This is a genomic window from Mucilaginibacter sp. A5337 (genome assembly GCF_059690695.1).
Genome location: NZ_JCAWEC010000003.1, coordinates 536,423 through 558,852, shown reverse-complemented (window position 1 = coordinate 558,852; position 22,430 = coordinate 536,423). Strand labels below are relative to the sequence as shown.

The 22,430-nt window shown below is 43.2% G+C and carries 20 protein-coding genes and 1 tRNA gene; 10 read left to right on the top strand and 11 right to left on the bottom strand.

Annotation, left to right across the window (positions count from 1 at the left end; genetic code table 11):
* Positions 1-42 precede the first annotated feature (42 nt).
* The 3 genes from AC59JO_RS12325 (at position 43) to AC59JO_RS12315 (ending at position 2,037) form a co-directional block, all read left to right on the top strand.
* Positions 43-774, top strand: coding sequence for a sensor histidine kinase (locus AC59JO_RS12325; RefSeq protein WP_413666481.1), 732 nt, complete (start codon positions 43-45; stop codon positions 772-774).
* Positions 775-916: 142 nt separating this feature from the next.
* Positions 917-1,624 carry an aquaporin Z gene (aqpZ, locus tag AC59JO_RS12320; protein ID WP_413666480.1) on the top strand — a complete coding sequence of 236 codons (708 nt, stop codon included), beginning with the start codon at positions 917-919 and terminating at the stop codon, positions 1,622-1,624.
* Between the two features lie 341 nt (positions 1,625-1,965).
* Positions 1,966-2,037 (top strand) — tRNA-Arg (locus AC59JO_RS12315).
* A gap of 251 nt (positions 2,038-2,288) precedes the next feature.
* On the opposite strand, the gene AC59JO_RS12310 is transcribed toward AC59JO_RS12315, so the two are convergent.
* From AC59JO_RS12310 to AC59JO_RS12285, 6 genes are all read right to left on the bottom strand, one after another.
* Positions 2,289-3,374 (bottom strand): efflux RND transporter periplasmic adaptor subunit, encoded by a 1,086-nt coding sequence (locus AC59JO_RS12310; protein ID WP_497305601.1) that lies wholly within the window; start codon positions 3,372-3,374, stop codon positions 2,289-2,291.
* Positions 3,375-3,386: 12 nt separating this feature from the next.
* Positions 3,387-6,554: an efflux RND transporter permease subunit gene (locus AC59JO_RS12305; RefSeq protein WP_497305599.1), complete on the bottom strand. Its 3,168-nt coding sequence runs from the start codon at positions 6,552-6,554 to the stop codon at positions 3,387-3,389.
* A gap of 11 nt (positions 6,555-6,565) precedes the next feature.
* Entirely contained in the window at positions 6,566-7,990 is a 1,425-nt protein-coding gene (locus AC59JO_RS12300; protein WP_497305597.1) for a TolC family protein, read from the bottom strand.
* Between the two features lie 119 nt (positions 7,991-8,109).
* Positions 8,110-8,457, bottom strand: coding sequence for a hypothetical protein (locus AC59JO_RS12295; protein ID WP_497305595.1), 348 nt, complete (start codon positions 8,455-8,457; stop codon positions 8,110-8,112).
* Between the two features lie 513 nt (positions 8,458-8,970).
* The gene (locus AC59JO_RS12290) at positions 8,971-9,558 is read right to left on the bottom strand and encodes a hypothetical protein (protein WP_497305593.1); all 588 of its coding nucleotides are present in this window, start codon (positions 9,556-9,558) and stop codon (positions 8,971-8,973) included.
* Positions 9,559-9,572: 14 nt separating this feature from the next.
* The gene (locus AC59JO_RS12285; protein WP_497305591.1) at positions 9,573-10,415 is read right to left on the bottom strand and encodes a helix-turn-helix domain-containing protein; all 843 of its coding nucleotides are present in this window, start codon (positions 10,413-10,415) and stop codon (positions 9,573-9,575) included.
* Between the two features lie 87 nt (positions 10,416-10,502).
* Here AC59JO_RS12285 and AC59JO_RS12280 point away from each other — a divergent pair, with 87 nt between their 5' ends.
* Positions 10,503-10,898, top strand: a complete 396-nt coding sequence (locus AC59JO_RS12280; protein ID WP_497305589.1) for a DoxX family protein — start codon at positions 10,503-10,505, stop codon at positions 10,896-10,898.
* A gap of 4 nt (positions 10,899-10,902) precedes the next feature.
* The gene (locus AC59JO_RS12275; protein WP_497305587.1) at positions 10,903-11,850 is read left to right on the top strand and encodes a polysaccharide deacetylase family protein; all 948 of its coding nucleotides are present in this window, start codon (positions 10,903-10,905) and stop codon (positions 11,848-11,850) included.
* 129 nt (positions 11,851-11,979) lie between these two features.
* On the opposite strand, the gene AC59JO_RS12270 is transcribed toward AC59JO_RS12275, so the two are convergent.
* Both AC59JO_RS12270 and AC59JO_RS12265 read right to left on the bottom strand, forming a co-directional pair.
* Positions 11,980-13,368, bottom strand: a complete 1,389-nt coding sequence (locus AC59JO_RS12270) for a sulfatase family protein (RefSeq protein WP_497305585.1) — start codon at positions 13,366-13,368, stop codon at positions 11,980-11,982.
* Between the two features lie 77 nt (positions 13,369-13,445).
* Positions 13,446-13,808 carry a winged helix-turn-helix transcriptional regulator gene (locus AC59JO_RS12265; protein WP_330861903.1) on the bottom strand — a complete coding sequence of 121 codons (363 nt, stop codon included), beginning with the start codon at positions 13,806-13,808 and terminating at the stop codon, positions 13,446-13,448.
* A 76-nt stretch (positions 13,809-13,884) separates the two neighbouring features.
* Between AC59JO_RS12265 and AC59JO_RS12260 the strand changes: the two genes are divergently transcribed.
* The 4 genes from AC59JO_RS12260 (at position 13,885) to AC59JO_RS12245 (ending at position 16,712) form a co-directional block, all read left to right on the top strand.
* The gene (locus AC59JO_RS12260; protein ID WP_413666471.1) at positions 13,885-14,700 is read left to right on the top strand and encodes an SDR family oxidoreductase; all 816 of its coding nucleotides are present in this window, start codon (positions 13,885-13,887) and stop codon (positions 14,698-14,700) included.
* 190 nt (positions 14,701-14,890) lie between these two features.
* Positions 14,891-15,775, top strand: coding sequence for an oxidoreductase (locus AC59JO_RS12255; RefSeq protein ID WP_497305582.1), 885 nt, complete (start codon positions 14,891-14,893; stop codon positions 15,773-15,775).
* A 131-nt stretch (positions 15,776-15,906) separates the two neighbouring features.
* A complete protein-coding gene (locus AC59JO_RS12250; RefSeq protein ID WP_497305580.1) occupies positions 15,907-16,578 on the top strand; it encodes an AraC family transcriptional regulator in 672 nt (223 codons plus the stop codon).
* Positions 16,542-16,712 carry a helix-turn-helix domain-containing protein gene (locus AC59JO_RS12245; protein WP_497305942.1) on the top strand — a complete coding sequence of 57 codons (171 nt, stop codon included), beginning with the start codon at positions 16,542-16,544 and terminating at the stop codon, positions 16,710-16,712. The genes AC59JO_RS12250 and AC59JO_RS12245 overlap by 37 nt, the downstream gene beginning before the upstream one ends.
* 213 nt (positions 16,713-16,925) lie before the next feature.
* Here AC59JO_RS12245 and ychF read toward each other — a convergent pair whose 3' ends face one another.
* Positions 16,926-18,029 carry a redox-regulated ATPase YchF gene (ychF, locus tag AC59JO_RS12240; RefSeq protein ID WP_413666468.1) on the bottom strand — a complete coding sequence of 368 codons (1,104 nt, stop codon included), beginning with the start codon at positions 18,027-18,029 and terminating at the stop codon, positions 16,926-16,928.
* Positions 18,030-18,260: 231 nt separating this feature from the next.
* On the opposite strand from ychF, the gene mgtE reads away from it, so the two are divergent.
* Positions 18,261-19,631 carry a magnesium transporter gene (gene mgtE, locus AC59JO_RS12235; protein ID WP_091211895.1) on the top strand — a complete coding sequence of 457 codons (1,371 nt, stop codon included), beginning with the start codon at positions 18,261-18,263 and terminating at the stop codon, positions 19,629-19,631.
* 87 nt (positions 19,632-19,718) lie between these two features.
* Here the strand turns inward: mgtE and AC59JO_RS12230 are convergent, their stop codons facing one another.
* Positions 19,719-20,051, bottom strand: coding sequence for a DUF3276 family protein (locus tag AC59JO_RS12230; protein WP_090528014.1), 333 nt, complete (start codon positions 20,049-20,051; stop codon positions 19,719-19,721).
* Positions 20,052-20,478: 427 nt separating this feature from the next.
* On the bottom strand, positions 20,479-22,266 hold the full coding sequence (locus AC59JO_RS12225; RefSeq protein WP_413666467.1) for an ABC transporter ATP-binding protein: 1,788 nt from the start codon (positions 22,264-22,266) through the stop codon (positions 20,479-20,481).
* Positions 22,267-22,430: the final 164 nt, after the last annotated feature.

Here is a 22,430-nt window from a genome sequence, read left to right as displayed (position 1 = left end):
TGATCTTATTAATAGATCAGCTATGTTACTATCAGCGTAAATATGAGGACTAAGGAACCAGAATTAAAGGATAATTTCAATAAAACAATGATCGCCATTTTGGCTCATGATCTCCGGCAGCCCTTTGCCACGCTTGTTATGACGGCAGATATGATAAAGCACACCAATAAAGCGTTATCGGAGGGCGAAATTCACTTATTGTTTGAAGATCTCCGCAACACTGCTTCCAAAAGTATGGACCTGCTCAATGGCTTACTTTATTGGGCAAAATCAGCCAGCAAGGATTTTGTAATTAAAACAGAACCATTATTACTTCATGACCTTATTCATGAAGCCAACGCCTTATATCTATACGATCAGCTTAATAAGCATATTATATTGTACAATATAGTTCCGGAGCGCCAGTTGATCTGTGCGCATAAAGAAATGATCCAGTTCATCAACAGGAATATATTGAGCAATGCAACCAAATACTCTCCCGAAGGAGGTATAATTGGGGTAACATGCAGCGAAGATGAGAATTGGGTCACAGTAGCTTTTACCGATCAGGGTAACGGCATGTCTGCCTCCCAAATCCTGGAATTATTTCATTTAAACGATACCGATCCTGCCGCAAGCGGGCTTTTAAAAGGGGCGGGAATGGCAATGAACATTTGCCATGACATGATAACGCAAATGAATGGAAGGATATGGGCCGAATCGACAATTGGTGAGGGAACTACTTTTTACTATGCATTGCCTAAAACATCAGCTATGGCCATTGCTGTTGCCTGAAATAATTAAAGTCATCTCCTGTTATTAGCTTTCTGTCGGTCGAAATCGGCCTTCTATCGAACCGATTAACCGGGCATCTGCAATTTAATTTTATTTGTACCTATAATCCCTGAAGTACTATCACGATCATAAACTGTTACAAATGAAACCAAATTTACAATCAAAGTTTTTTGCCGAATTTCTGGGTACAATGGTACTTGTATTAATGGGTTGTGGCAGCGCGGTTATTGCGGGGGCCAACGGCACAACCGGGGTTGGTTTATTGGGAATAGCATTTGCCTTTGGCCTGTCGGTTGTGGCCATGGCTTATGCTATTGGCCATATATCGGGTTGCCATATTAACCCGGCAATTACCATAGGTATGGTTGTAGCCGGCCGAATGACAGGTAAGGAGGCAGTTTCATATATTATAGCCCAGGTTCTAGGCGCGATTGCCGGGGCAGCCGTTTTGTTGCTCATCGCGTCCGGTAAGCAAGATTACAACGTTATAACTAACGGACTGGGGCAAAATGGCTATGGTGAAGCATCGCCTGCTCATTACAGTTTAATGGCAGGCTTTGTAGCCGAAACTATATTTACTTTTATATTTCTGCTGGTGATATTTGGTGCTACTTCTACCAAAAACATACATGGAGGATTTGCAGGCTTATCAATAGGTTTAAGTCTGGTTCTTATTCATATTGTAGGCATACCGGTAACTGGTGTATCTGTAAACCCAGCCAGGAGTATTGGACCAGCCCTGTTTACCGGCGGGCCGGCAATATCTCAGCTTTGGTTGTTTATCTTGGCTCCTGTTTTAGGCAGTATTTTGAGCGCGGTAACCTGGCGTTACATTCTTGAAAAAGAATAGCCATTTATACTTCAGTATCAACTATTTAACTATACTTCATACTTCAATGGTGAGATAAAATATAGTTAAACAGTTAAGAGTTCAAACAAAAACGCAATAATATATTAATTATCAACACATCCCCATTTAAGAATTAGTCAGGTAGCCCGGTCTGGGCGCAACCTGGCGGCTGGCTACTATTTCCCAATAGTTAGTGATGATTTGCGCCAGTATAGTCAATAAGCCGTTGTTTAAATATTTATGCTATTTCCGGTATTTAGATATTTGTTAGGAACCGGCTCAAGAAAAGAAAAGTAGAAGTTTTAAACTTTCCAAAATAGTCTATATTTGCCAAACAATCTGCTTCCGTAGTTCAATGGATAGAATTATGGTTTCCGGTACCATCGATATGAGTTCGAATCTCGTCGGGAGCACAAAAAGCCTTTGAAAGAAGGCTTTTTTTATTTAAAACCATATTTGAAGTTCCCTGAAACCGAAATGGCAACGATGCCCGAAGGTTGAAATTTTGATTTCATACCTCAGCTGACAGAGCGTAATACTTTTAATGTTGAGACCATGAGTTCGAATCCCGGCGGAACTCCTTAAATAAAAAGGCTAACACACATCGCATTAGCCTTTTTATTTAAACAACCATGAAGCTCAATTCGTGATGTTAATTTGGTATTTATCTTTTTACGTTGATCGGTGTACCATCCTTTAGTTCATCAGTAGCATTGGTAACCAGTATATCATTTGTTTGCAGCTTACCATAAACCTCAAGGCTGTCGGCAGTTTCTCTTCCTTTCTGCACGTCAACCCACTGTGCTTTGTTGTTAATAACCTTTATTACAAATATGCGCTGTGAGTTTTGTGTCACCGCACTTTGGGGTACGATAAAGGTTTTTTGTGCATTGCTAAGTTCAAGGCTTACCTGGGCAAACATGCCGGGCAACAACTGCCTGTCATTGTTAACAATATCCATCTGCATCTGCTCTGTTCTGAGCGTTTGATCCATACTGCCGGATTTCCGGTTCACTACGGCTGCAAATTGCTTGCCTGGTAATGTCTTTACCGAAAAATGAACAGTATCCTTATCGGAGAAGTAAGCTGTTGCCGCCTCCGGTACATCTACAACCAGGCGTAATTTGGTTTGTTGCTGAAGGGTGAGCATCGGTTTATTGGAACTCTTGTCCGATGGGGTAACGTAAGCTCCCGCATACACATTACGTGAGCTGATCACGCCATCAAACGGGGCCCTAACTTCAAGGTAGTCCTTTAAATCGCCAGCCAGTTGGTAGGCCGATCTGGCCGCAAGCAGTGAAGCGCTGTCGGCGCTCATTTTGGCATGCGCCAGTTCCAGGTCGTTGGGCGATATGGTTCCCGGGGTCCGGCTCGTTCTGTAAAGCCGGTCATAGGTTGCTTTACTGCCACGATAAATTGCTTCTTTGGTATGAAGATCTTCTTGCGATTGCTTAAGCGCGGCAATCATTTCAGGTGCTTCAAGTGTAATAAGCAACTGGCCTTTATGCACCTGGCTACCGATATCTACGGTCATCGTTTTAATGAAGCCGTTTACTTTGGCGTAAAGGTCAACAGCCTGATAAGGCTGAAGCACGCCGGGAATGCTCATGCTTGTATGCAGATCGCCTTCCCGCAGCCTGATAACCGGTGTTGTTTGTATGGATTGAACGGGTTGCTTATTTTGATTACTTCCACATGAGGCAAACAGGCTACCTGCCAGGATGCACAGGATATATTGATATGATTTCATGATTTCTTTGTTTTATGAATTTTTAGGATCGAAGTATATACTTAGCTGATCGTCAGGATCGAGCGAAACACTATTGGTGGTGGACCTTCGCTGCACCAGGTAAAAGATTACCGGCAAAATGAAGAGGGAAACAAATGTTGACGCAATTAAACCGCCTATAACAGCCCTGCCTAAAGGAGCTGTCTGTCCACCGGCTTCACCCAGCCCGGTTGCCATTGGGATCATCCCCGCAATCATGGCTATGGTAGTCATGAGGATTGGCCTGAGCCTTAATTCCATCGCCTCAATAGCTGATTCCATGGCGTCTTTACCGCTTTTCCTGATTTCTTCCGCATTAGAAATTAACAGGATGGCATTGGAAACCGAAACACCGACAGACATGATAATACCCATATACGATTGAAGGTTAAGACTTGACCCAGTCGCCAGCAAGATGAGCAGGGAGCCTACCAATACGCCCGGTATCGCTGTAATTACAGTAAAACCTAAACGGAACGACTGGTAATTTGCAGACAGCATCAGCAGTAAAACGATAATAGTAATTAACAGGCCAGATTGCAGACTGGCGAGCGTTTGATCAAGCAGGATAGTTAATCCCCTTACCTCTACCGAAATTCCGCGCGGCGGGGTGTTGCTGTTTTTCAGGATCTTATTTACAGCTGCCGAGGCGGAGCCGAGGTCTTTATTATAAATATTAGCTATAATTGATAAGTAGCGTGTAGCCCCTTTACGATCGTATTCGCCCACTATTGGCTGCATGTTAAAGGTGCAAACATCGCCAAGTACAGGTCTTGCGCTATTTTTGAATATCGGAACTTCGGCAAGATCATCAAGGCTGCCCATATCGGGTTGCGGTATTTCAACCTGCACATTATAGGAATTGGCATTGGTTTGATCAAGCCATAAAATCTTATCAGTAAAGCGGCTGGACGATGTGGCCTGGGTAATACAATTACTAACCTGTGTCATGGTAAGGCCCATCTGCATTACTTTGTCGCGGTCAATATTGATATGGATTGCGGGGCTTTTCAGCTGTTCTTTCAGTTGAACATCCCGTAAAAAAGGAACCTGTTTCAACTGCGCTATCAGGGTATCTGCATACTGCTGCCCCTGGGCTATATTTTTGCCAATTACAGCTATCTCGACAGGGGTTGATGAACCCTGGCTCATGATCTTGCTGGTTAAATCAATCGGCTCGAATGATAGTGTAACATCCGGCATGGCTTTATGAAGTGCCTTCCTCAGGTTTTCCTTAACATCCTGGATGTTTGCCTTGTAATTGTCGCTCAGGTTAACCTGCATGACAATCTCATTGGAAGAGCTCATAAACAAAATGACCGGCAGAGTTGGAAACGAAGAAGGGTGCTGCCCTGCAAAAGCAGATATGATATCAACATTGTTTTTGCCCACAGTTTGATATAATACCTGCTGGGCCTCAAGCATAGTTTTTTCGGTTTGTTCAAGTCTGGTTCCCTGTGGCGCCCTGATGCGCACCTGGAATTGCCCGCTGTTTAGTTTAGGCAGGATATCCTTGCCTATTATGGATACGCTGAAACCAACTATGACGAAAGAAATGGCCACATAAAGCGCGACACTTGCTCGGCTACGGTTCATCATCCATTTTACCATTTGCACACAAGCTGCCTTAAACCGGTCAAACCGGTTTGGTTTATCCGCCGCTTTGGGCTTTTCTTCATGATGTTCCGGAACTTTAAGCACCCAGTTAGCCAACACCGGCACAAGGGTTTGCGATAAAAGAAATGCCGCTATCATGGAAAATCCTACAGCTAACGAGAGTGGCAGGAACATACCCTGCGGTACGCCGGTCATGAAAAAGGCAGGCACAAAAACTGCCAGGATACTGAGCAGGATCAGGAGCTTTGGCAGTGCTATCTCTTCGCAGGCGTCAGCTACCGCGCGGGCCTTTTTCTTGCCCATTTCCATATGCCTGTGAATATTTTCAATCGTTACGGTCGACTCATCTACCAGGATACCGATAGCAAGCGCAAGGCCACTCAGGGTCATGATGTTCAGCGTTTGCCCAAACAACTTCAATACCAGTGTGCCTATAATTACAGAAAGCGGGATATTCACCACTACAATAAAAGCGCTTCTCTTATCGCGCAAAAACAGCAATACCATTAATCCTGCCAGGATGGCCCCTGTAACACCTTCACTGATAAGACTTTTTACCGCGTTGATCACATAAACGGACTCATCAAACTCAAACTTTAACGAAACATCCGGCGGCAAAAGGCTTTGCATGTTTGGAATTGCCTTTTTCAGATCCTGAACTACCGACCAGGTGGAGGCGCTGGAAGCTTTGATTACTGGGATGTAAATTGCCCTTTTACCATTAATATAAGCAAAGCCGGTAGTAATATCAGCTCCATCTACTACCCTTGCCACATCTTTGAGATAGATGGTTGCTCCATTCTGATAAAGCAGCGGGATTTTTTCAAAGTCTTTAACCTTGTTCAATACGGTATTGGAAGGTGTTAGGTAAGATGTATGCCCGATGCTGACGGTTCCTGCCGGCGAGATATGGTTGTTATCCTTTATCGCCGCGGTGATCTGGTCGGCAGTTACGCCATGGCTCCGCATCAGGTCTGGATCAACATTAATAACAACAGTTCTGGCATTACCGCCAATAGGTGGCGGCGAGGTTAAACCGGCTATTTTAGAAAAATTGGGCCTGACATATAAACTGGCCAAATCCTGCAGTTCGTTATTACTGCGTTTCGAGCTGCTGATAGTCAACTGCCCCACAGGTAACGTAGAGGCATCAAAGCGAATAATGATTGGCGGTGGTGTGCCCGGTGGCATTTCGGCGAAAGCCCTGTTGGTAAGCGAGGTAACTTCTGCCGCTGCCTGCGCCATATTTGTACCATCATAAAAACTCAGCTTGAGCAGGCTTAAGCCTTCTATGTTATTGGTTTCTATTGATTTGATACCGCTTACATATAAGTATAAGTTTTGATAATTGGTGGAAACAAAGCCCTCCATTTGCTGAGGCGACATACCACCGTAAGGTTGCGAAACGTATATGGTAGGCAGGTTAATGTTCGGAAAAATATCAATATTGATTTTTGTGGCGGCAATAATCCCCGCCAGTACTCCGCCAATCACAACGACAATCACCGTTATTGGCTTCCTTAATGAAGATTGAATGAGATTCATGATCGTTGTGTTTAATATTGGTTTGTGAACAGGTCTAAATTCCCCGATGATCCGGCCATGTAAAGCAATGCCTGCCATACCGCGTTACCGGCGATATCTTTATTTGTCTCTGCCCGGTTCAAATCATACAGCGTTTGTGTTACATCAACTATAGTGGCAAGGCCATTGCTATATAAGGTCTTTTTTTGTTCATAAGCGTCACTGGCCGCTTTTAGTAAAATGGGGGCTTCCCGGTATTTTTGCAGGGCGTTGGCCAATTGCTTATTGCCTTCTTCCAGCTGATTGGTGAGGTTGGTTTCCTGGTAGTGATATTCGTTGGTCAGTCCATCGGCATAATAGCGCTGGCTCTTGAGCCTGGAGCTAACCCTGCCTATATTTGACAGGTTCCAGGAAACGCCTACTCCAATGAGATAATTTCCGCGTAAGGGCGCAATACCATTAAAGTAACCTTGATTATAACTGCCGGGATCAGCTGGATTATAACCGGTTCCGAAGCCGGAGCCCCTATCTTGCAACGTACCAAAAAATGAAACCTTAGGCAGGCTGGTTTTGGAAAGATAACTGGCATCAAGCTCGCTGCTTTTTACCCGCTCTGCCAGGAACCTCAATTGGGGGTGATTAGAGATATCATAAACGGGGCGTTGCGGTAAGCGTGCGGGCAGCTGATTGATATATAGGCTATCTAACAGAAAATCCTGTTTGGTTATGCCTAATTGTATGGCCAGGTTGGCAGCCTGTTTCTGTTCAAAAGCAATCGCGTCTGTTAAGGCATTCTTAGCCTGCGATAGTTGCGCATTGGCTATTGAACTATCTACCCCTGCGTTTAAACCGTTAACTGTACGTGTGAGGATCACATCCCTCAGCGCAGAAACCCTGGAGAGGTTTATCTCTTCAGAATAATGGAGACGTTGTGCATCAAGTAAATTCAGATAAGCTGATGCTGCTCTTACTTGTTGCTGAAACTTTTCCTGTTCAAGGTCGGCTTCATCGCGGTCATAAATTCCTTTAGCATCAGCTACGTGTGCTTTTTGCAGGCCAAATGAAAAAATATTCCAGCTAATTTCTGATGAATAGAGCGCGGCAAAAGCGGCGTTCCAGTTTTGAGAAGCGGAAACCGGACCTGATGTAGTGGAGATCAATCCGTTAATACCCGAAGGAAGCCCATTGAGGCCATTAATTGTGCCGTAGCCCTGTTGCGCGGAAAGAATGAAATCCGGTGATCCATCGCGCCTGGCCGCGGTGATATTTTCTTTGGAAGCATTGGCGTAATTAGCCTTTGCTTTTAATAATTCCTGCCTTGTGAGTGTAAGTTGCAGGGCCTCTTTCATACTCAGCACATGACCATTGTTTTCCTGGGCAATGGCAGGCAGCGTTCTCAAGCCCACGTATAAGGTTAACGTGAGACTGAAAACCCAAAACTTTATGTTCGTTTTCATGTGAAAAAATTAAAATATGCGTGTTACAGGCCCGAAAAGGCCCATTAATAGCTGTTAGATAGCACGGCAAAACCGGCCCTATCAATGACAATCAGCATGAAGCTAACTGCTCGGATATTTTAATTGAAAGATGGAGGCCCTCTGAGGTATAAAAGAGGAATGGGATCAACAGGAAGAAAAACTTCCCGGAAAGGGGGAAGCGCTATGAAGATTATTATAACAAGAATACCAAAGGTGACAAGGCTTATTTCGGCAGGAAGTGCGGAATGCCTGAATTGTTGGGTATACGACTGTAGCTTACAATGAATAATGCCGGCCCGGACATGGATATCTTTTGAATGACTGGCTTCGGTTGAGACATTCTTGTTAAAAAAAACGGCATAACGCACAAGCACCCTCCCCTGCAACCCTATGAAGATTAGGGTAATGAGCAATAGTTTCAATATGTTATGCAGTAGCTTTTTCATTGCAGGTTGTAAAGCTTAATTATGAACGGGTTATTTAACTATTTCCTTTCCTGGTCGATACCGGGGCATTTTCTTATCCCGCATACTTTTTAATCTCGTTGCGAAAACTGATAAGCCCATGATCGTATTTTTATTGATATAAAGATAGAATGCCCGTTAAGAGGTTTCAGTTGGTATTCGTTAAACGGGCAAAAACAGTCGTTGAAAGTGGTTTGAGAACTAATGGGAGCAGCAGTTCATCCGAAAAAGCTCGTAATGCTGATTCATCAATTGACGATTTGCCCTGTTAACTTGTCACGGGAATATCTGGAATACAAAATCTGTGTTCAAATAGCAATAAAGACGCTTTTTTAACATCGTTCAAATAAAAACAAACAAGGGGTAATCCATGGTTTCCGGTACCATCGATATGAGTTCGAATCTCGTCGGGAGCACAAAAGGGATTTACAAATTGTAAGTCCCTTTTTGTTTAATTATTCGACTGAATATAACCCCATCAGGGTTATCGTAGTTTTATCTCTGCCATTCGGCTAAATAATTTCTTATCTGATTCTTGTTTTTGAGATCAACGATGTCATCGCTATTCCAATCTACTAATATCAAATCATTTTCTTCCCCCAAATTATAAAGTGAAGATATTATGATATCGACGTCATTTCTTGAGGTTATCTGAGCAAATTTCACCCAGATATTTTTCACAAATTCGCCTTCAGTATCAAAAAACAACGTAAAACATGGAAAACCAAATGCATTTGTATTTGATCCATTAAAGGATTTTACACTTCCGCCTTGATAACGCATTTTAGTTAATTCCGGCAACCTAAATGAAATCATCGCTTTTTTTAAATAATCCGCCCGAATTTCCTCCAAGATTGTCTTCATTGGATTGTCTTTACGCATAACCACAGCAGTATATCCCAACCCTGTTCTATGTTCTTCCGCAAATAGATTTGCCTCCTTAATTTGCCGAAGCACGAACGACAGATTTGCCTCGGGTATCAATTCTACCTGGCAATAGTCATCTTCCCAAATAATAGGTATATATTCGGCCTTATCAGCCTTGTGAGATTTAAAATAGCTTAAGAATTGTCTAAGGCTCATCGTATGTTATAAATTTAATTATTCACTTCCGCATACCTCTTCCTAAACGCCGTCGGGTTTTCCCCTTTATACTTTTTAAAAATGCGGTTCAGGTGACTTTCATCGGTAAAACCAAACTCATAGGCTATTTCGCTCATGCGTTTATCAGTGTATTGCAGGCGGGTTTCTATCAGCTTGAGTTTATAGCTGGTAATATATTGCTGTAAGCTTTCACCCGTGGTTTTCTTAAAGTATTCGCTGATATAGTTGGGCGAAAAGTTAAATGATGAGGCCATACACTCGGCCTTCAGGCGTTCTGGCTGATAAATATATTCGTGGATGTAATTAAGCAGCGGCAGCGTGGTGGTTGATGGCTGTTTAATAATATTGGCGTGCTGCTGCAGCGTGATATTACGGGCAGCAATAGTGATAATGGTATTCATTAATTGTTCCACCACCTCGTTGTGCTGAGGAAACTCATTTGATGTTTCGCGCTGCAAAGCCTCTATCATAGCCCTTACCAATGGCTTATCGGTAACTGTTTTAAGGATACAACCCGGCAAATGGTTATGGTTATGAAAAATGTATTCCATTTTTTTAACCCACTTTTCGCTTTGTGTTTTCAGATAGCTATCAGTAAAGCGGATAAAGTAAAACCGTGTAAGTTCATGTACTTCAAACCCATGCTGATCTTCAGGAAAAATCAGAAAGAACTTATCCGAAGCATAGGGCAGTTCATGCCCGTTAATGATCTGGATCCCCTTACCTTCCAGCGTAAAAACCATTTCAAAAAAGGTATTGCGGTGCGGCTTGGCTGTGTACTGGCTTGTTTCAAGCAGTTCCAGCTCGTACGGGCGGTAAAGGTTTTTGATCTCCATACCTGTAAAGTTACATATGATACCCTGAAATGTACAACGCCAGGGCATTGATAATGCGGAACTTTGACATATCAAAACAAAACGAAAATGAACACTACATCTTTTTTACTTTTAAGGCTCGCCATCGGAGCCAGCATGTTTGGTCACGGATTAGTTCGCTTACCTAAACTTAGTGGTTTCAGCAACTGGATGGTTGGCACCTTCGAAAAATCAATGCTGCCTAAGGCAATGGTAACTCCTTTCAGTTACCTGCTGCCCATTGCCGAATTCACTATAGGCTTATTGCTTTTATCAGGACTGTTTACCAAACCAGCCTTAATTGGTGGCGGCCTGGTAATGATCATATTAATATTGGGCAGCTGTTTGATCGAAAACTGGGAAATCCTTCCTTCACAGCTGATCCATGCCGCTTTCTTCGCTATACTGCTTCAGTTTGCAGCAAATAATACTTATTCATTAGATAACCTTTTCTTCAATAAATAATATCATGAGCTCAAGAAGAGAATTTGTAAAACAAGGCGGGCTTTTAGGTTTGGCAGGCCTTGTGGGCAGCAATATAGCATCAGCAAAAGAAAATACAATTGCCAATAACGTTAACACCTCAAAATGGGCCGATGGCTCAAGACTGGTAGTTTCCGTATCCATGCAGTTTGAAGCCGGAGGTCAGCCGGATAATGCAGAGAGCCCATTCCCACAAAACATGCAAAAAGGCTATATCGATTTGCCCGGCGCAACCTGGTTTCAATATGGTTATAAAGAAGGGATCCCCCGTATGCTGGATAACTGGGATAAACTGGGCATTAAAGTAACATCGCATATGGTTGGTTCGGCAGTACTTAAAAACCCAGCGCTGGCAAAAGAAATTGTCGACCGTGGTCATGAGGCAGCAGCCCATGGCATGAACTGGGCAACGCAATACACCATGCCCTATGATCAGGAAAAGCAATTTATAAAAGACGGTGCCGATGCCATTAAAAAAGTAACCGGCATTACTCCGATAGGTTACAATGCAAACTGGCTGCGCCGCGGCGAAAACACACTAAAGATTTTGCAGGAGCTTGGTTTCGTTTATCATATTGATGATTTGAGCCGCGACGAGCCTTTCATCATCCCGGTAAATCAAAAAGATTTTGTAATAGTGCCTTACACCATACGCAACAATGATATTGTACTGATTGAAGGCAAAAATTTCTCTGTCGATCAATTTCTTAGCCAGGTTAAATTTGAGTTCGATCAACTGTATGCCGAAGCCGAATTTAAACGCCGCCAGATGTCAATCAGTTTTCACGACAGGATTGGCGGCACCCCGCAAATGGTTAAGGCCACAAATGAACTAATTAAATACATACAGCAGCACAAAGACGTAAGCTTTAAACGGAAGGATGAAATTGCTAAGATGGCTTTGGAGGATAAAACTACGGCAAGAGAGAGTTGATAAAGAAACAAAAATGTCATTGCGAACGCAGCGCGGCAATCGCACGGAAGCACAGCCGCTCTGTATACCATGCGATTGCTTCGTCGTTCCTCCTCGCAATGACATAATTTTATTTGCTTTTATTTTTTCCTAATTTTCCTTCATACCTGGATATTGATCAAAAAGAGCTTTTAGCTTCTGGGCCATCTCCGGGTATTCTTTTATTACGTTAGTGCGCTCGCTGGGGTCATAAGCCAGGTTAAACAGTTCGGTTTTTGCAGGCAGCGGTAAACCTGCCACGCCGCCCACATTGTTATTAGCTTTTACTTCGCGATATTTCCAATCACCCAGGCGTACAGCTTCACAAACACTGTTATTATAATAGTAAATAGGTCTATGCTCAGGGTGTTTAGGCGCTTTGACTGTTAATACATCAGCTATCGACTGCCCATCCAGCGTGCGGCCTTTCGGTAGCGGGGCTCCTGTCCAGTTGGCAAGTGTAGGAAGCACATCCAGATTACTCATCATGCTGGTAATGCTTGCGCCAACCGGGGTATGGTTTTTCCAGTAAACGATGAACGGTTCACGTACTCCGCCTTCATACGATTGCCCCTTGCTTCCCCGGAAAACTCCTGCTGTTCCGGTATCCCAGTGTTTAGTAGCACTATCGCCCAGCATCCGGTCTGGAAACTCTATCCACGGACCGTTATCGCTCGAAAACATAAATATCGTATTATCAGCCAGTCCCTGTTTTTCCAGTTCGCTCCAAACCTGGCCAAGGCTTTCATCCAACTGCTCTACCACATCCCCCAAATGCCCGCCATCACTGCGGTTTTTATTTTTTGCAGATGATGCAAACGCTACCGGTAAATGCGGCATGTTGTGGGCAAGATATAAGAAAAACGGCTTATCACCCTTTTTCTGCCCCTTGATAAAGCGGATGGCTTCGCGCTGGTACAGCTCAATCAGTGATGAGTCGGCGGGTTTCAATATCTCCGGCTTATGGTTTCGGAATACTTTAATAGTAGTATCTGTTTTCACATAAGGTGAACGGTAATCATGACTGTATAACAAGCCATAGTATGAGTCAAAACCTTGTGCCATCGGGTGATTATACGGCGCATGGTCACCAAGGTGCCATTTGCCTATCATAGCGGTTTTGTATCCAATTTGCTTTAGCATTTCGGCAATGGTAACTTCCTGATCGGGGATCCCCAATAATGAGCCGGGACCGATAGGCGCAGGCAAATTCATCCTTGAAGCATAACGCCCTGTTAGTAATGAGGCCCTTGACGGGGTACACGTAGGGCTGCTTACTACATAATTGGTTGCCCTTACGCCTTTTTGCGCCATTTTATCTAAAAATGGTGTACGGATTACCGGGTTGCCGTAGCAACTTAAATCGGAGTACCCCATATCATCGGCCAATACAAAAATGATATTGGGCAATTGTTTTTTTTGTGCCGAAGCAGGTACAATCAAAAATAAGAAAGCCAAAAGGAAAAGGCCTTTACAGGTTAAATTGGTTAGATGTTTCATTGCCCGGTGAAAATAGTTTTTTATAACTGATGACCATTAAAGATAACTTAACTTTTACAATAGGGCCTAATCAACAACTATTGCTTATCAGCGTTGCGCAACATCTCCCGGTGCTCCTTTCCCCATTTTATCATTTCCAAAATGATGCCGCCAAAACTCCGGCAATACTCCGTCGATTCATACTCGATCAAAACCGGCGAAGTTGGCGTTACCGTTCGTTTAACAAGCTTATTCATTTCCATTGTTTTTAGCTCACGCGATAACATGCGCGTAGTAATGCCGGGGATACTCCGTTCAATTTCGCGGAAACGTTTGTTTCCATTACAAATAGAATTGATGATTGGCAGCGTCCATTTACCGCCGATAACATACATGGTGTCCTGTAAAGCCTGCCGCTCATCGGCATGATTACGCTGGTGTGACGTTATTCCTGCTTCCATACTGGTATACTCCGTGTAACTGGTTACAAAATTATACCATTTCCATTATACTTTTGCATAAAAAAAGTAAAATACCATGTCAAAAACAGTTTTTATAACCGGAACCAGCAGCGGACTGGGCAAATTAACCGCTAAACATTTTGCACAGCAAGGCTGGAATGTAGCTGCCACCATGCGTACGCCCGAAAAGGAAACCGAACTAACGCAATATCCTAATATTAAAATATTTAAGCTGGATGTAACCAATCTTGAGCAGGTAAAAACTGCAACCGAACAGGCTATAGCAGCTTTCGGCAAAATTGATGTTGTGGTAAATAATGCGGGTATGGGTACGTACGGCGCATTGGAGCTTGCCAAAGAAGAGGATATCGACTGGCAGTTTGCGGTAAATGCCCGCGGTCCTATTAATATCATTCGTGCGTTCCTGCCACATTTCAGGCAAAACAACGGGGGAATGTTCATCAACGTCAGCTCGTTTATGGGCATTACCACTGCTGTACCGCTTGGCTCGTTGTACAACATGTCGAAATTTGCACTTGAAGGCCTTACCGAAGGACTTTATTACGAGTTAGAGCCGCTTAACATCCACTTAAGGTTGATAGAGCAAGGCGGTTCAAAAGGCAATAATTTTGTTGAAAGTGTGGTTTGGAACCAAAATCCAGATATAACCGCATATGATGAACTTACCAGCAAACTACAAAACCTGATGGGCTCCCGCGATGAATCACAACTGGATGATCCAATGGAGATTGTCAATGCCATAGATGATCTTGCCACCGGCAAAAGCAACAAGTTCCGCACGGTATTAGGCAATATGGGCAACATGTTGATGAACATGCGCAACACCATGCCTATTGAGGAATATATGGAAAAAATGGCAGCATTTTTTTAAGGAACCTTGATTTTTAGGATTAGGGAATTTCCATGAAAGATAATCTATCTCCCGCTATCAGGAAATCCTCTAATCAAGAAAATCATGGTTCTGTTCATTGAGCTTTTCAACAAAGCAACTTGAGCTTTCTAACAAAACGCAGCGCCGGATATCAACCTAACTTTGTGTTATCAAAAAGAAAATAAAGACTATGAAAAAAGTTTGGTTTATAACAGGCAGCGCCCGTGGATTAGGTCGCAGCCTTACAGAAGCAGTTTTAGCAGCCGGCGATAATGTTGCCGCAACAGCACGTAACCCCGAACAATTAAAAGAGCTGGCAGATAAATATCCTAGCCAGATTTATCCTATAAAATTAGATGTTACCGATTACCCAGCCGTTTATAAAGCCGTTGCCGATACGGTAGCCCATTTTGGTAAAATTGATGTATTGGTGAACAACGCCGGTTTCGGTATCATTGGCGCAGCCGAAGCGTTTACCGACAATCAGGTACGCAGTCAGTTGGAAACCAATTTATATGCACCTATCGAAATAACCCGCGCAGTGTTGCCATATATGCGCAAGCAACGTTCAGGCCGCATCCTGCAGATTAGCTCGGTTGGTGGCCGTATAGGTAATGCCGGTTTAAGTATGTACCAGGCAGCTAAATTTGGCTTGAGCGGCTTTACCGAAGCGTTGTCAAAGGAAGTAAAACCACTTGGTATATTGGTTACCAGTGTTGAACCGGGAGGCTTCCGTACTGATTGGGCCGGCGATTCCATGAGCTATGCACCAAAAGTTGAAGGTTATGAGCAAACTGTTGATGCACGCGCAGATTTTATGTCGAGCGGTAAGTTTGTTCCGGTTGGTGATCCTGAAAAGGCAGCTAAAGTAATGATCGACCTGGTTGAACAGCCAGAGCCACCCATGCACCTCGTATTGGGCAGTGAAGCAGCCGCTTTACTAACCCTTGCCGATGAAGCACGTAAAGCTGAGTTTGAAAAATGGTTGCCGGTTACTAAATCAACAGATCATGACGAAGCAGGTGATTTTATGAATACCGCTTATGGCAAGGCAATAGCAGCTCAAAAAGCGTAATATATTACCCGATAGTTGTGTCCCCATGACTATTGCCAAAACGGGCGTGAGGACACGCCCATCGGTTGATATCAGACTTACGAAGTTGTAAAAACTTCGTAAGTCTTCGTTTATTATTAAATTTGAGCAACATGCCTGTGTCAAATCCAAAAACATCGCCACGCATACTTTACTCCTGCTACTCGCACGTAAGCAGGGCTGGCGAACAATTTATAGCCGACCATATATTCGGCTATATCCTCTCCGGCGATTCGGAGCTTTACGTTAACGGTAAAAACTACTATTTTAAACAGGGCGATTACCGTTTTCTGAAACGGAACGAGCTGGCCAAATTTGTAAAACATCCTCCAGCGGGCGGCGAGTTTAAAACCATAACCATTGGCATGGATCAGGCCACCCTGCAAAGTATGAGCGCCGAATTTGATTTACATGCAGATACTCCGTATACAGGCGAAAGCGCATTGTTTTTGAAACCTAATGAGCTTTTTAGCAACTACATCAAATCGCTAAACCCTTACATGGATAAAAGTAGCGACGAAATTAGTCCCGCACTTACCCTGCATAAGGTTAAGGAAGCAGTAATGATATTACTTGAAACCAATCCCGAGCTAAAAAATATCTTGTTTGATTTTAGCGAACCAGGCAAAATTGACCTTCAGGCTTTCATGAACCAAAACTATCGTTTCAATGTTGATTTAAACCGCTTTGCGTATTTAACCGGTCGCAGCCTGGCAACATTTAAGCGCGATTTTGAACGGATCTTTATATATCACCCAACCGGTGGATCCAGCAGCAACGATTAAAGGATGCCTATTTCCTCATCAAGGAAAAAAAACACAAGGTATCAGATGTTTATATGGACGTAGGTTTTAAAGACCTCTCCCATTTTTCATTCGCCTTTAAAAAAGCTTATGGGGTAGCGCCATCGGCAGTGTAGGCGCCGAGAAGCAAGAAATCAAGAGTCAGGAACAAGAGGAGAAAGATGAGTCAGGAAATCAAAATTCAAGAGACAAGAAAAGAACCAGTAAGTCAAGACATAAAAGAGCCAGGAAAAAGATAAAAAAATTCCAATCTTGTTTCCTGGCTCTTGAGTTTTGTTGCCTTGAATCTCTATTCTTGTCTCTTGAATTTTGACTTCCTGATTCTTTCCTTAAACGTTAAACCTGAAGTGCATAATGTCGCCATCCTGCACAATGTAGGTTTTACCTTCAACGCCAAGTTTACCGTTTTCCTTTATCACGGCTTCAGAGCCATTGAACTTCACAAAATCTTCGTATTTAATTACCTCGGCACGGATAAAGCCTTTTTCAAAATCTGTGTGGATCACACCTGCAGCCTGCGGCGCGGTGAAACCCTGAGTAATAGTCCATGCACGTACTTCCTGTACACCTGCGGTAAAGTAAGTAGCCAGGTTCAATAACCTGTAGGCCGCTTTGATCAGTTTGTTAACACCTGACTCTGTAAGACCAAGATCATCCAAAAACATCTGGCGCTCTTCGTAAGTTTCCAGTTGTGAAATTTCTGATTCTATCTGAGCTGAGATAATAAGCACTTCGGCGTTTTCATCTTTAACAGCAGCTTTTACCTTTTCAACATAAGCATTACCGGTACTTACCGAACCTTCGTCAACATTACAAACATATAACACCGGTTTAGCGGTAAGCAGCCACAAATCGGCTACGTATTCTTTATCTTCTTCTTCAACAGCTGCGGTACGGGCCGATTTACCTTCGAGCAGGTGATTTTTATAAACTGTTAAAACATCAAAGGTTTTTTTGGCTTCTTTATCACCACCGGTTTTGGCCATCTTTTCAACCTTCTGGATCTTTTTCTCGATAGATTCAAGATCTTTCAGCTGTAATTCGGTATCAATAATTTCTTTATCGCGAATAGGATCAACCGAACCATCAACGTGGATCACGTTATCATTATCAAAGCAACGTAACACATGGATGATAGCGTTGGTAGCACGGATGTTAGCTAAAAACTGGTTACCCAAACCCTCACCTTTGCTGGCACCTTTAACCAAACCGGCAATATCAACTATCTCGATAGTGTTTGGTACTATACTTTTAGGGTTAACTATTTCGGTAAGCTTGGTTAAGCGCTCATCCGGCACTGTAATTACACCCACGTTTGGCTCAATGGTACAAAACGGAAAGTTAGCCGCCTGTGCCTTAGCGTTTGATAAGCAATTAAAAAGTGTTGATTTACCCACATTCGGCAAACCTACTATACCACATTGTAAACCCATTTTTGTTTATTTAGTTGATTAAGTTGATTAGGTTGATAAGTTTGAAGGACGAAAAAGCAGGCATAAAACCAACTTAATCAACCACTCTCTCAGTCAACCACTCACCTCAAAATTCGGCTGCAAAGATAACAGAAAATTTTGCCTTATAATTTGAAAAAATAAACGACTTTTGCGCTCGGAAAAAAGAAGCTAAAATATTAAAACACCGATGTAAAAAAGGAGGGCCTATATATGGAAGAAATGGTTGAGCAAGTAGAATTGTTACTGGAAAAACAAGACGACACCCAATTACAGGAATATTTGAACAACCTCAACATATCGGATGTTGAAGAACTGATTGGCGAACTTCCTGAACACGGCCCTAAATTCATCGAAATCCTTTCGCTTAACCGGGCGATCAATGTATTCCGCATCCTCGAGTTCCCTGTGCAGGAACGTATCATCAAAAAACTTTCGGGCCAAAAGGTCGAAGATCTGATTAACGAGCTTCCACCAGATGACCGTACCGCACTTTTCAGCGAGCTGCATGGCGATGCTGTTCAAAAACTCATCCAGAAACTTTCGCCCGAAAACCGGAAAGAAGCCCTGGTTTTGTTAGGCTACGAAGAAGAAAGCGTTGGCCGCCTGATGACGCCCGATTACATTGCAGTAAAACGCACCTGGGATGTAAGCCGCGTGCTTTCGCATATTCGCCGTTATGGTAAAAACTCCGAAACCATTGATGTTATTTACGTGATAGATGAGCATGGCGTTTTACTTGACGATATCCGGATCCGTGAAATACTGTTGGTAAAGCCCGAAACCAAGGTGAGTGAATTAATGGATGGCCGACTGATTTCTCTTAGCGCCAGCGATCCGCAGGAAGAAGCCATCAATGTTTTCAGGATGAATAACCGGACTGCCCTACCGGTTGTTGACAATAACGATGTACTGCTTGGCATCGTAACAGTTGATGATATCCTTTGGATAGCTAACGAAGAATATACGGAAGATATTCAGAAAATAGGTGGTACCGAAGCATTGGATGAACCCTATCTGGATATCAACCTTTTTAAACTGGTAAAAAAACGTGTAGGCTGGCTTATCATTTTATTTTTGGGAGAGATGCTTACCGCTACTGCCATGGGCTATTTTGGAGATGAAATATCCAAAGTAGTAGTGCTGGCGTATTTTATTCCGCTAATTATTTCGAGCGGGGGCAACAGCGGTTCGCAGGCCTCAACCCTCATTATCCAGGCGATGGCCCTTGGCGAAGTAACCGTTGCCGATTGGTGGCGTGTTATGCGCCGGGAAATCCTGTCCGGGCTGATGCTTGGTATTTGCCTGGGTTTAATTGGCTTTTTACGCATAGCAGCATGGAGCATGTTCAGCAATATTTACGGCCCGCACTGGATGCTGGTAGGCTTAACGGTAGGTGCATCCCTTATTGGTATTGTGTTATGGGGATCATTATCGGGTTCGATGCTACCGCTCCTATTGAAAAAACTTGGCGCCGACCCTGCTACTTCATCAGCTCCATTTGTGGCTACGCTTGTGGATGTAACCGGCCTGATCATTTATTTTACCATAGCAGTAATATTTATGCGGGGAATATTATTATAACCTGCTTTCAATACAACACACACGCAAAAAGCCCTGCCTCTTAATAAGATGCAGGGCTTAATTATTTAGTTTAGTGTTGTTCTGTTGTTAGATTTCAAACGAGAAATCCTCATCGGCAGATGCCCTGGCAATTTCAGGGTTCTCGCTGTACTCGTAGCGTTTTTCAACTACTTCCTGGTTTGATTTGATGTAGTCGATGGTATCTTTCAAACCTTCGGCAAACTTTTCGAAGTCTTCTTTATATAAAAAGATCTTGTGTTTCACAAACACCCCATCTTCCAAACGCTTTTTGCTTTCAGTAATAGTAACATAATAATCGTTTGAACGGGTTGCTTTTACATCAAAAAAATAGGTCCGCTTCCCGGCTCTCACCTTCTTTGAATAAACCTCTTCACGCTCTCTATTGTCAAAATCTCCCATATATATTTACCTGTAATTAGTTTTGGTTGGCATAAATATAAATAAATTTTCAAAGTGCAACTATTTTATTCGCTATTATTGATTTTTTTGAAACAAAAGTGTCATTTTTTTGTGTGCATGATCATTTTAAGGACTGGCCTACAGAAAAGACGAAGGTTTTCGAGATCCTTTGGAGGTTCCTTCTACTGTCGGGAACTTTCACTGGCGCAAGTTTTGCGGGTTCTGGTTGTGCGGAGGTTAACTTGTGCTACCTGTTACACGGCCGGGTAAAAATTATTCTATAAACTGTAAGCCTTTTTGGAGCGAGGCATGAAAGCACAAGTCCTCTACCCGCAATTCAGCCGCACAAGACTTGCGCCAGAACCACAGCCCCATGCTGTTCGTCGAAATGACATCGCGTTTTATTTAATCTGATTCCTATAAGCCATCATGCATCCTGCTCTTCTTCCAGCAGTTGTTTTTCGTAAAGCTCAAAGTAGGTACCTTTAAGCTGCATCAGGTATTCGTGGTTACCCTGCTCAACTATTTCGCCGTTGTCCATTACCAGTATCTTATCGGCATTTTTTATGGTAGAAATGCGGTGGGCTATGATGATACTGGTTTTATCCTGCATTACCCGGCCAAGGTTATTCAGGATCTCTTCCTCAGTACGGGTATCAACCGCCGAAAGACAATCATCAAAGATCAATACCTGCGGATGCTTAAATATGGCACGCGCAATAGATACACGCTGCTTTTGACCACCCGATAAGGTAACACCACGTTCGCCGATAAGCGTAGAAAAACCATCTTCCAGCTCAATAATATTGCTATATACTGCAGCATCTTTAGCTGCCTGTTCAACAACAGGCAAATCCAGCACATCGGCACTAAAAGCAATGTTATTGGCAATGGTATCCGAAAACAGGAAAACCTCCTGAGGTACAAAACCTATTTGCGAACGATAGTTTTCAAGGCCAAGCAATTTTATCGATTTATTATCAATTGTAATTTCTCCGCCTGTAGTATCGTACATGCGCATCACCAGGTTGGCAATGGTTGATTTACCCGAACCAGTACGACCAATGATAGCCAGCATCTGCCCCGGTTCAACCGTAAACGAAACATTCTTTAAAGCCTGGATGCCGGTATCTGGATAAATAAATGATACATCATCAAACTTAATTAAGCCTTCAACATGGTGTTTATCCGCAACCGGCGAAATGATCTCCGGTTTTTCGTGTAAAAACTCATTGATACGTTTTTGCGAAGCTGCGGCACGCTGCACCAGCGAGGTTACCCAACCCAACGAAATAACCGGGAACGAAAGCATATTGAGGTACACAATAAACTCAGCAATATTGCCGGGAGTGATATTGCCTTTTATTACTTCTACCCCACCAACGTACATGGTTATCACATTGGCCAAGCCAACAAGCAATAACATGATCGGAAAAAACAGGGCCTGCACCTTAGCCAGCTCCATGGAATGAACTTTATAGTCCTCGCTCTCCTTGGCAAAGTTTTCGCGCACAAAGCTTTCACGCACGTATGATTTGATCACCCTAATGCCCGAAAAATTTTCCTGTACAAAGCTGGATAAACCCGAAAGCCGCTCCTGGATCATTTCACTGCGGTGATTGATCACATTGTTAACATAGTAAATAACACCCGCTAAAATTGGCAGCGGCAATACCGAAAAGATGGCTAACTGTACATTAACCGTAAGCATGGCGTATATCACCATAACAAACAGTACCACGGTATTAATAGAGTACATGATACCAGGCCCAAGGTACATACGCACGCGACTTACATCCTCGGTTACGCGGTTCATGAGGTCGCCGGTATTGTGGCGGCGGTAAAAGGCAAGTGACAGTTCCTGGTAATGATTGTAGATCTCATTCTTTAGGTCGTACTCGATATGGCGCGACATCAGGATGATGGTTTGCCTCATAAAAAACAGGAACAAGCCCCGCAGCAACGCCAGCACCAATACCAGTGTACCAAACAGGAACAAACTGGTACCGAAAATGTCATAAATAAAGCTTTGCCTATCGAAACCAGAAAAAAGCTGGTAGGCACCTATATTTTCGGTAACCAGATCAAAAGCTACACGGATAACCTGTGCGGGCAGCACACCAAAAACATTGGATATGATTACAAACAGCACACCCGGAATAAGTCGCCAGCGGTATTTGTAAAAAAATTTATTAAGGTATGCGAGGTCTTTCATTTACTATAGTCCGGAAGTCGGGAATGTCCGAAAGTCGGAAAGACCTGACATAATGATCAAAAGTATTAAAATTTGGGGAGAGTGTTTGAATGGAAAAGTCGGGAGGATGTAAGATTGTTACGTTGGATACATCTGTCACAATCTTATTAGTGTTCAATTTTAAA

Coding starts and splice junctions, on each gene's coding strand:
- AC59JO_RS12305 (WP_497305599.1), bottom strand. CDS start 6,554: ATGAATCTCATTCAATCTTCATTAAGGAAGCCAATAACGGTGATTGTC.
- AC59JO_RS12325 (WP_413666481.1), top strand. CDS start 43: ATGAGGACTAAGGAACCAGAATTAAAGGATAATTTCAATAAAACAATG.
- AC59JO_RS12280 (WP_497305589.1), top strand. CDS start 10,503: ATGAACACTACATCTTTTTTACTTTTAAGGCTCGCCATCGGAGCCAGC.
- AC59JO_RS12295 (WP_497305595.1), bottom strand. CDS start 8,457: ATGAAAAAGCTACTGCATAACATATTGAAACTATTGCTCATTACCCTA.
- AC59JO_RS12225 (WP_413666467.1), bottom strand. CDS start 22,266: ATGAAAGACCTCGCATACCTTAATAAATTTTTTTACAAATACCGCTGG.
- AC59JO_RS12275 (WP_497305587.1), top strand. CDS start 10,903: ATGAGCTCAAGAAGAGAATTTGTAAAACAAGGCGGGCTTTTAGGTTTG.
- AC59JO_RS12285 (WP_497305591.1), bottom strand. CDS start 10,415: ATGGAGATCAAAAACCTTTACCGCCCGTACGAGCTGGAACTGCTTGAA.
- ychF (WP_413666468.1), bottom strand. CDS start 18,029: ATGGGTTTACAATGTGGTATAGTAGGTTTGCCGAATGTGGGTAAATCA.
- AC59JO_RS12265 (WP_330861903.1), bottom strand. CDS start 13,808: ATGGAAGCAGGAATAACGTCACACCAGCGTAATCATGCCGATGAGCGG.
- AC59JO_RS12250 (WP_497305580.1), top strand. CDS start 15,907: ATGCCTGTGTCAAATCCAAAAACATCGCCACGCATACTTTACTCCTGC.
- mgtE (WP_091211895.1), top strand. CDS start 18,261: ATGGAAGAAATGGTTGAGCAAGTAGAATTGTTACTGGAAAAACAAGAC.
- AC59JO_RS12310 (WP_497305601.1), bottom strand. CDS start 3,374: ATGAAATCATATCAATATATCCTGTGCATCCTGGCAGGTAGCCTGTTT.
- aqpZ (WP_413666480.1), top strand. CDS start 917: ATGAAACCAAATTTACAATCAAAGTTTTTTGCCGAATTTCTGGGTACA.
- AC59JO_RS12270 (WP_497305585.1), bottom strand. CDS start 13,368: ATGAAACATCTAACCAATTTAACCTGTAAAGGCCTTTTCCTTTTGGCT.
- AC59JO_RS12230 (WP_090528014.1), bottom strand. CDS start 20,051: ATGGGAGATTTTGACAATAGAGAGCGTGAAGAGGTTTATTCAAAGAAG.
- AC59JO_RS12300 (WP_497305597.1), bottom strand. CDS start 7,990: ATGAAAACGAACATAAAGTTTTGGGTTTTCAGTCTCACGTTAACCTTA.
- AC59JO_RS12255 (WP_497305582.1), top strand. CDS start 14,891: ATGAAAAAAGTTTGGTTTATAACAGGCAGCGCCCGTGGATTAGGTCGC.
- AC59JO_RS12260 (WP_413666471.1), top strand. CDS start 13,885: ATGTCAAAAACAGTTTTTATAACCGGAACCAGCAGCGGACTGGGCAAA.
- AC59JO_RS12290 (WP_497305593.1), bottom strand. CDS start 9,558: ATGAGCCTTAGACAATTCTTAAGCTATTTTAAATCTCACAAGGCTGAT.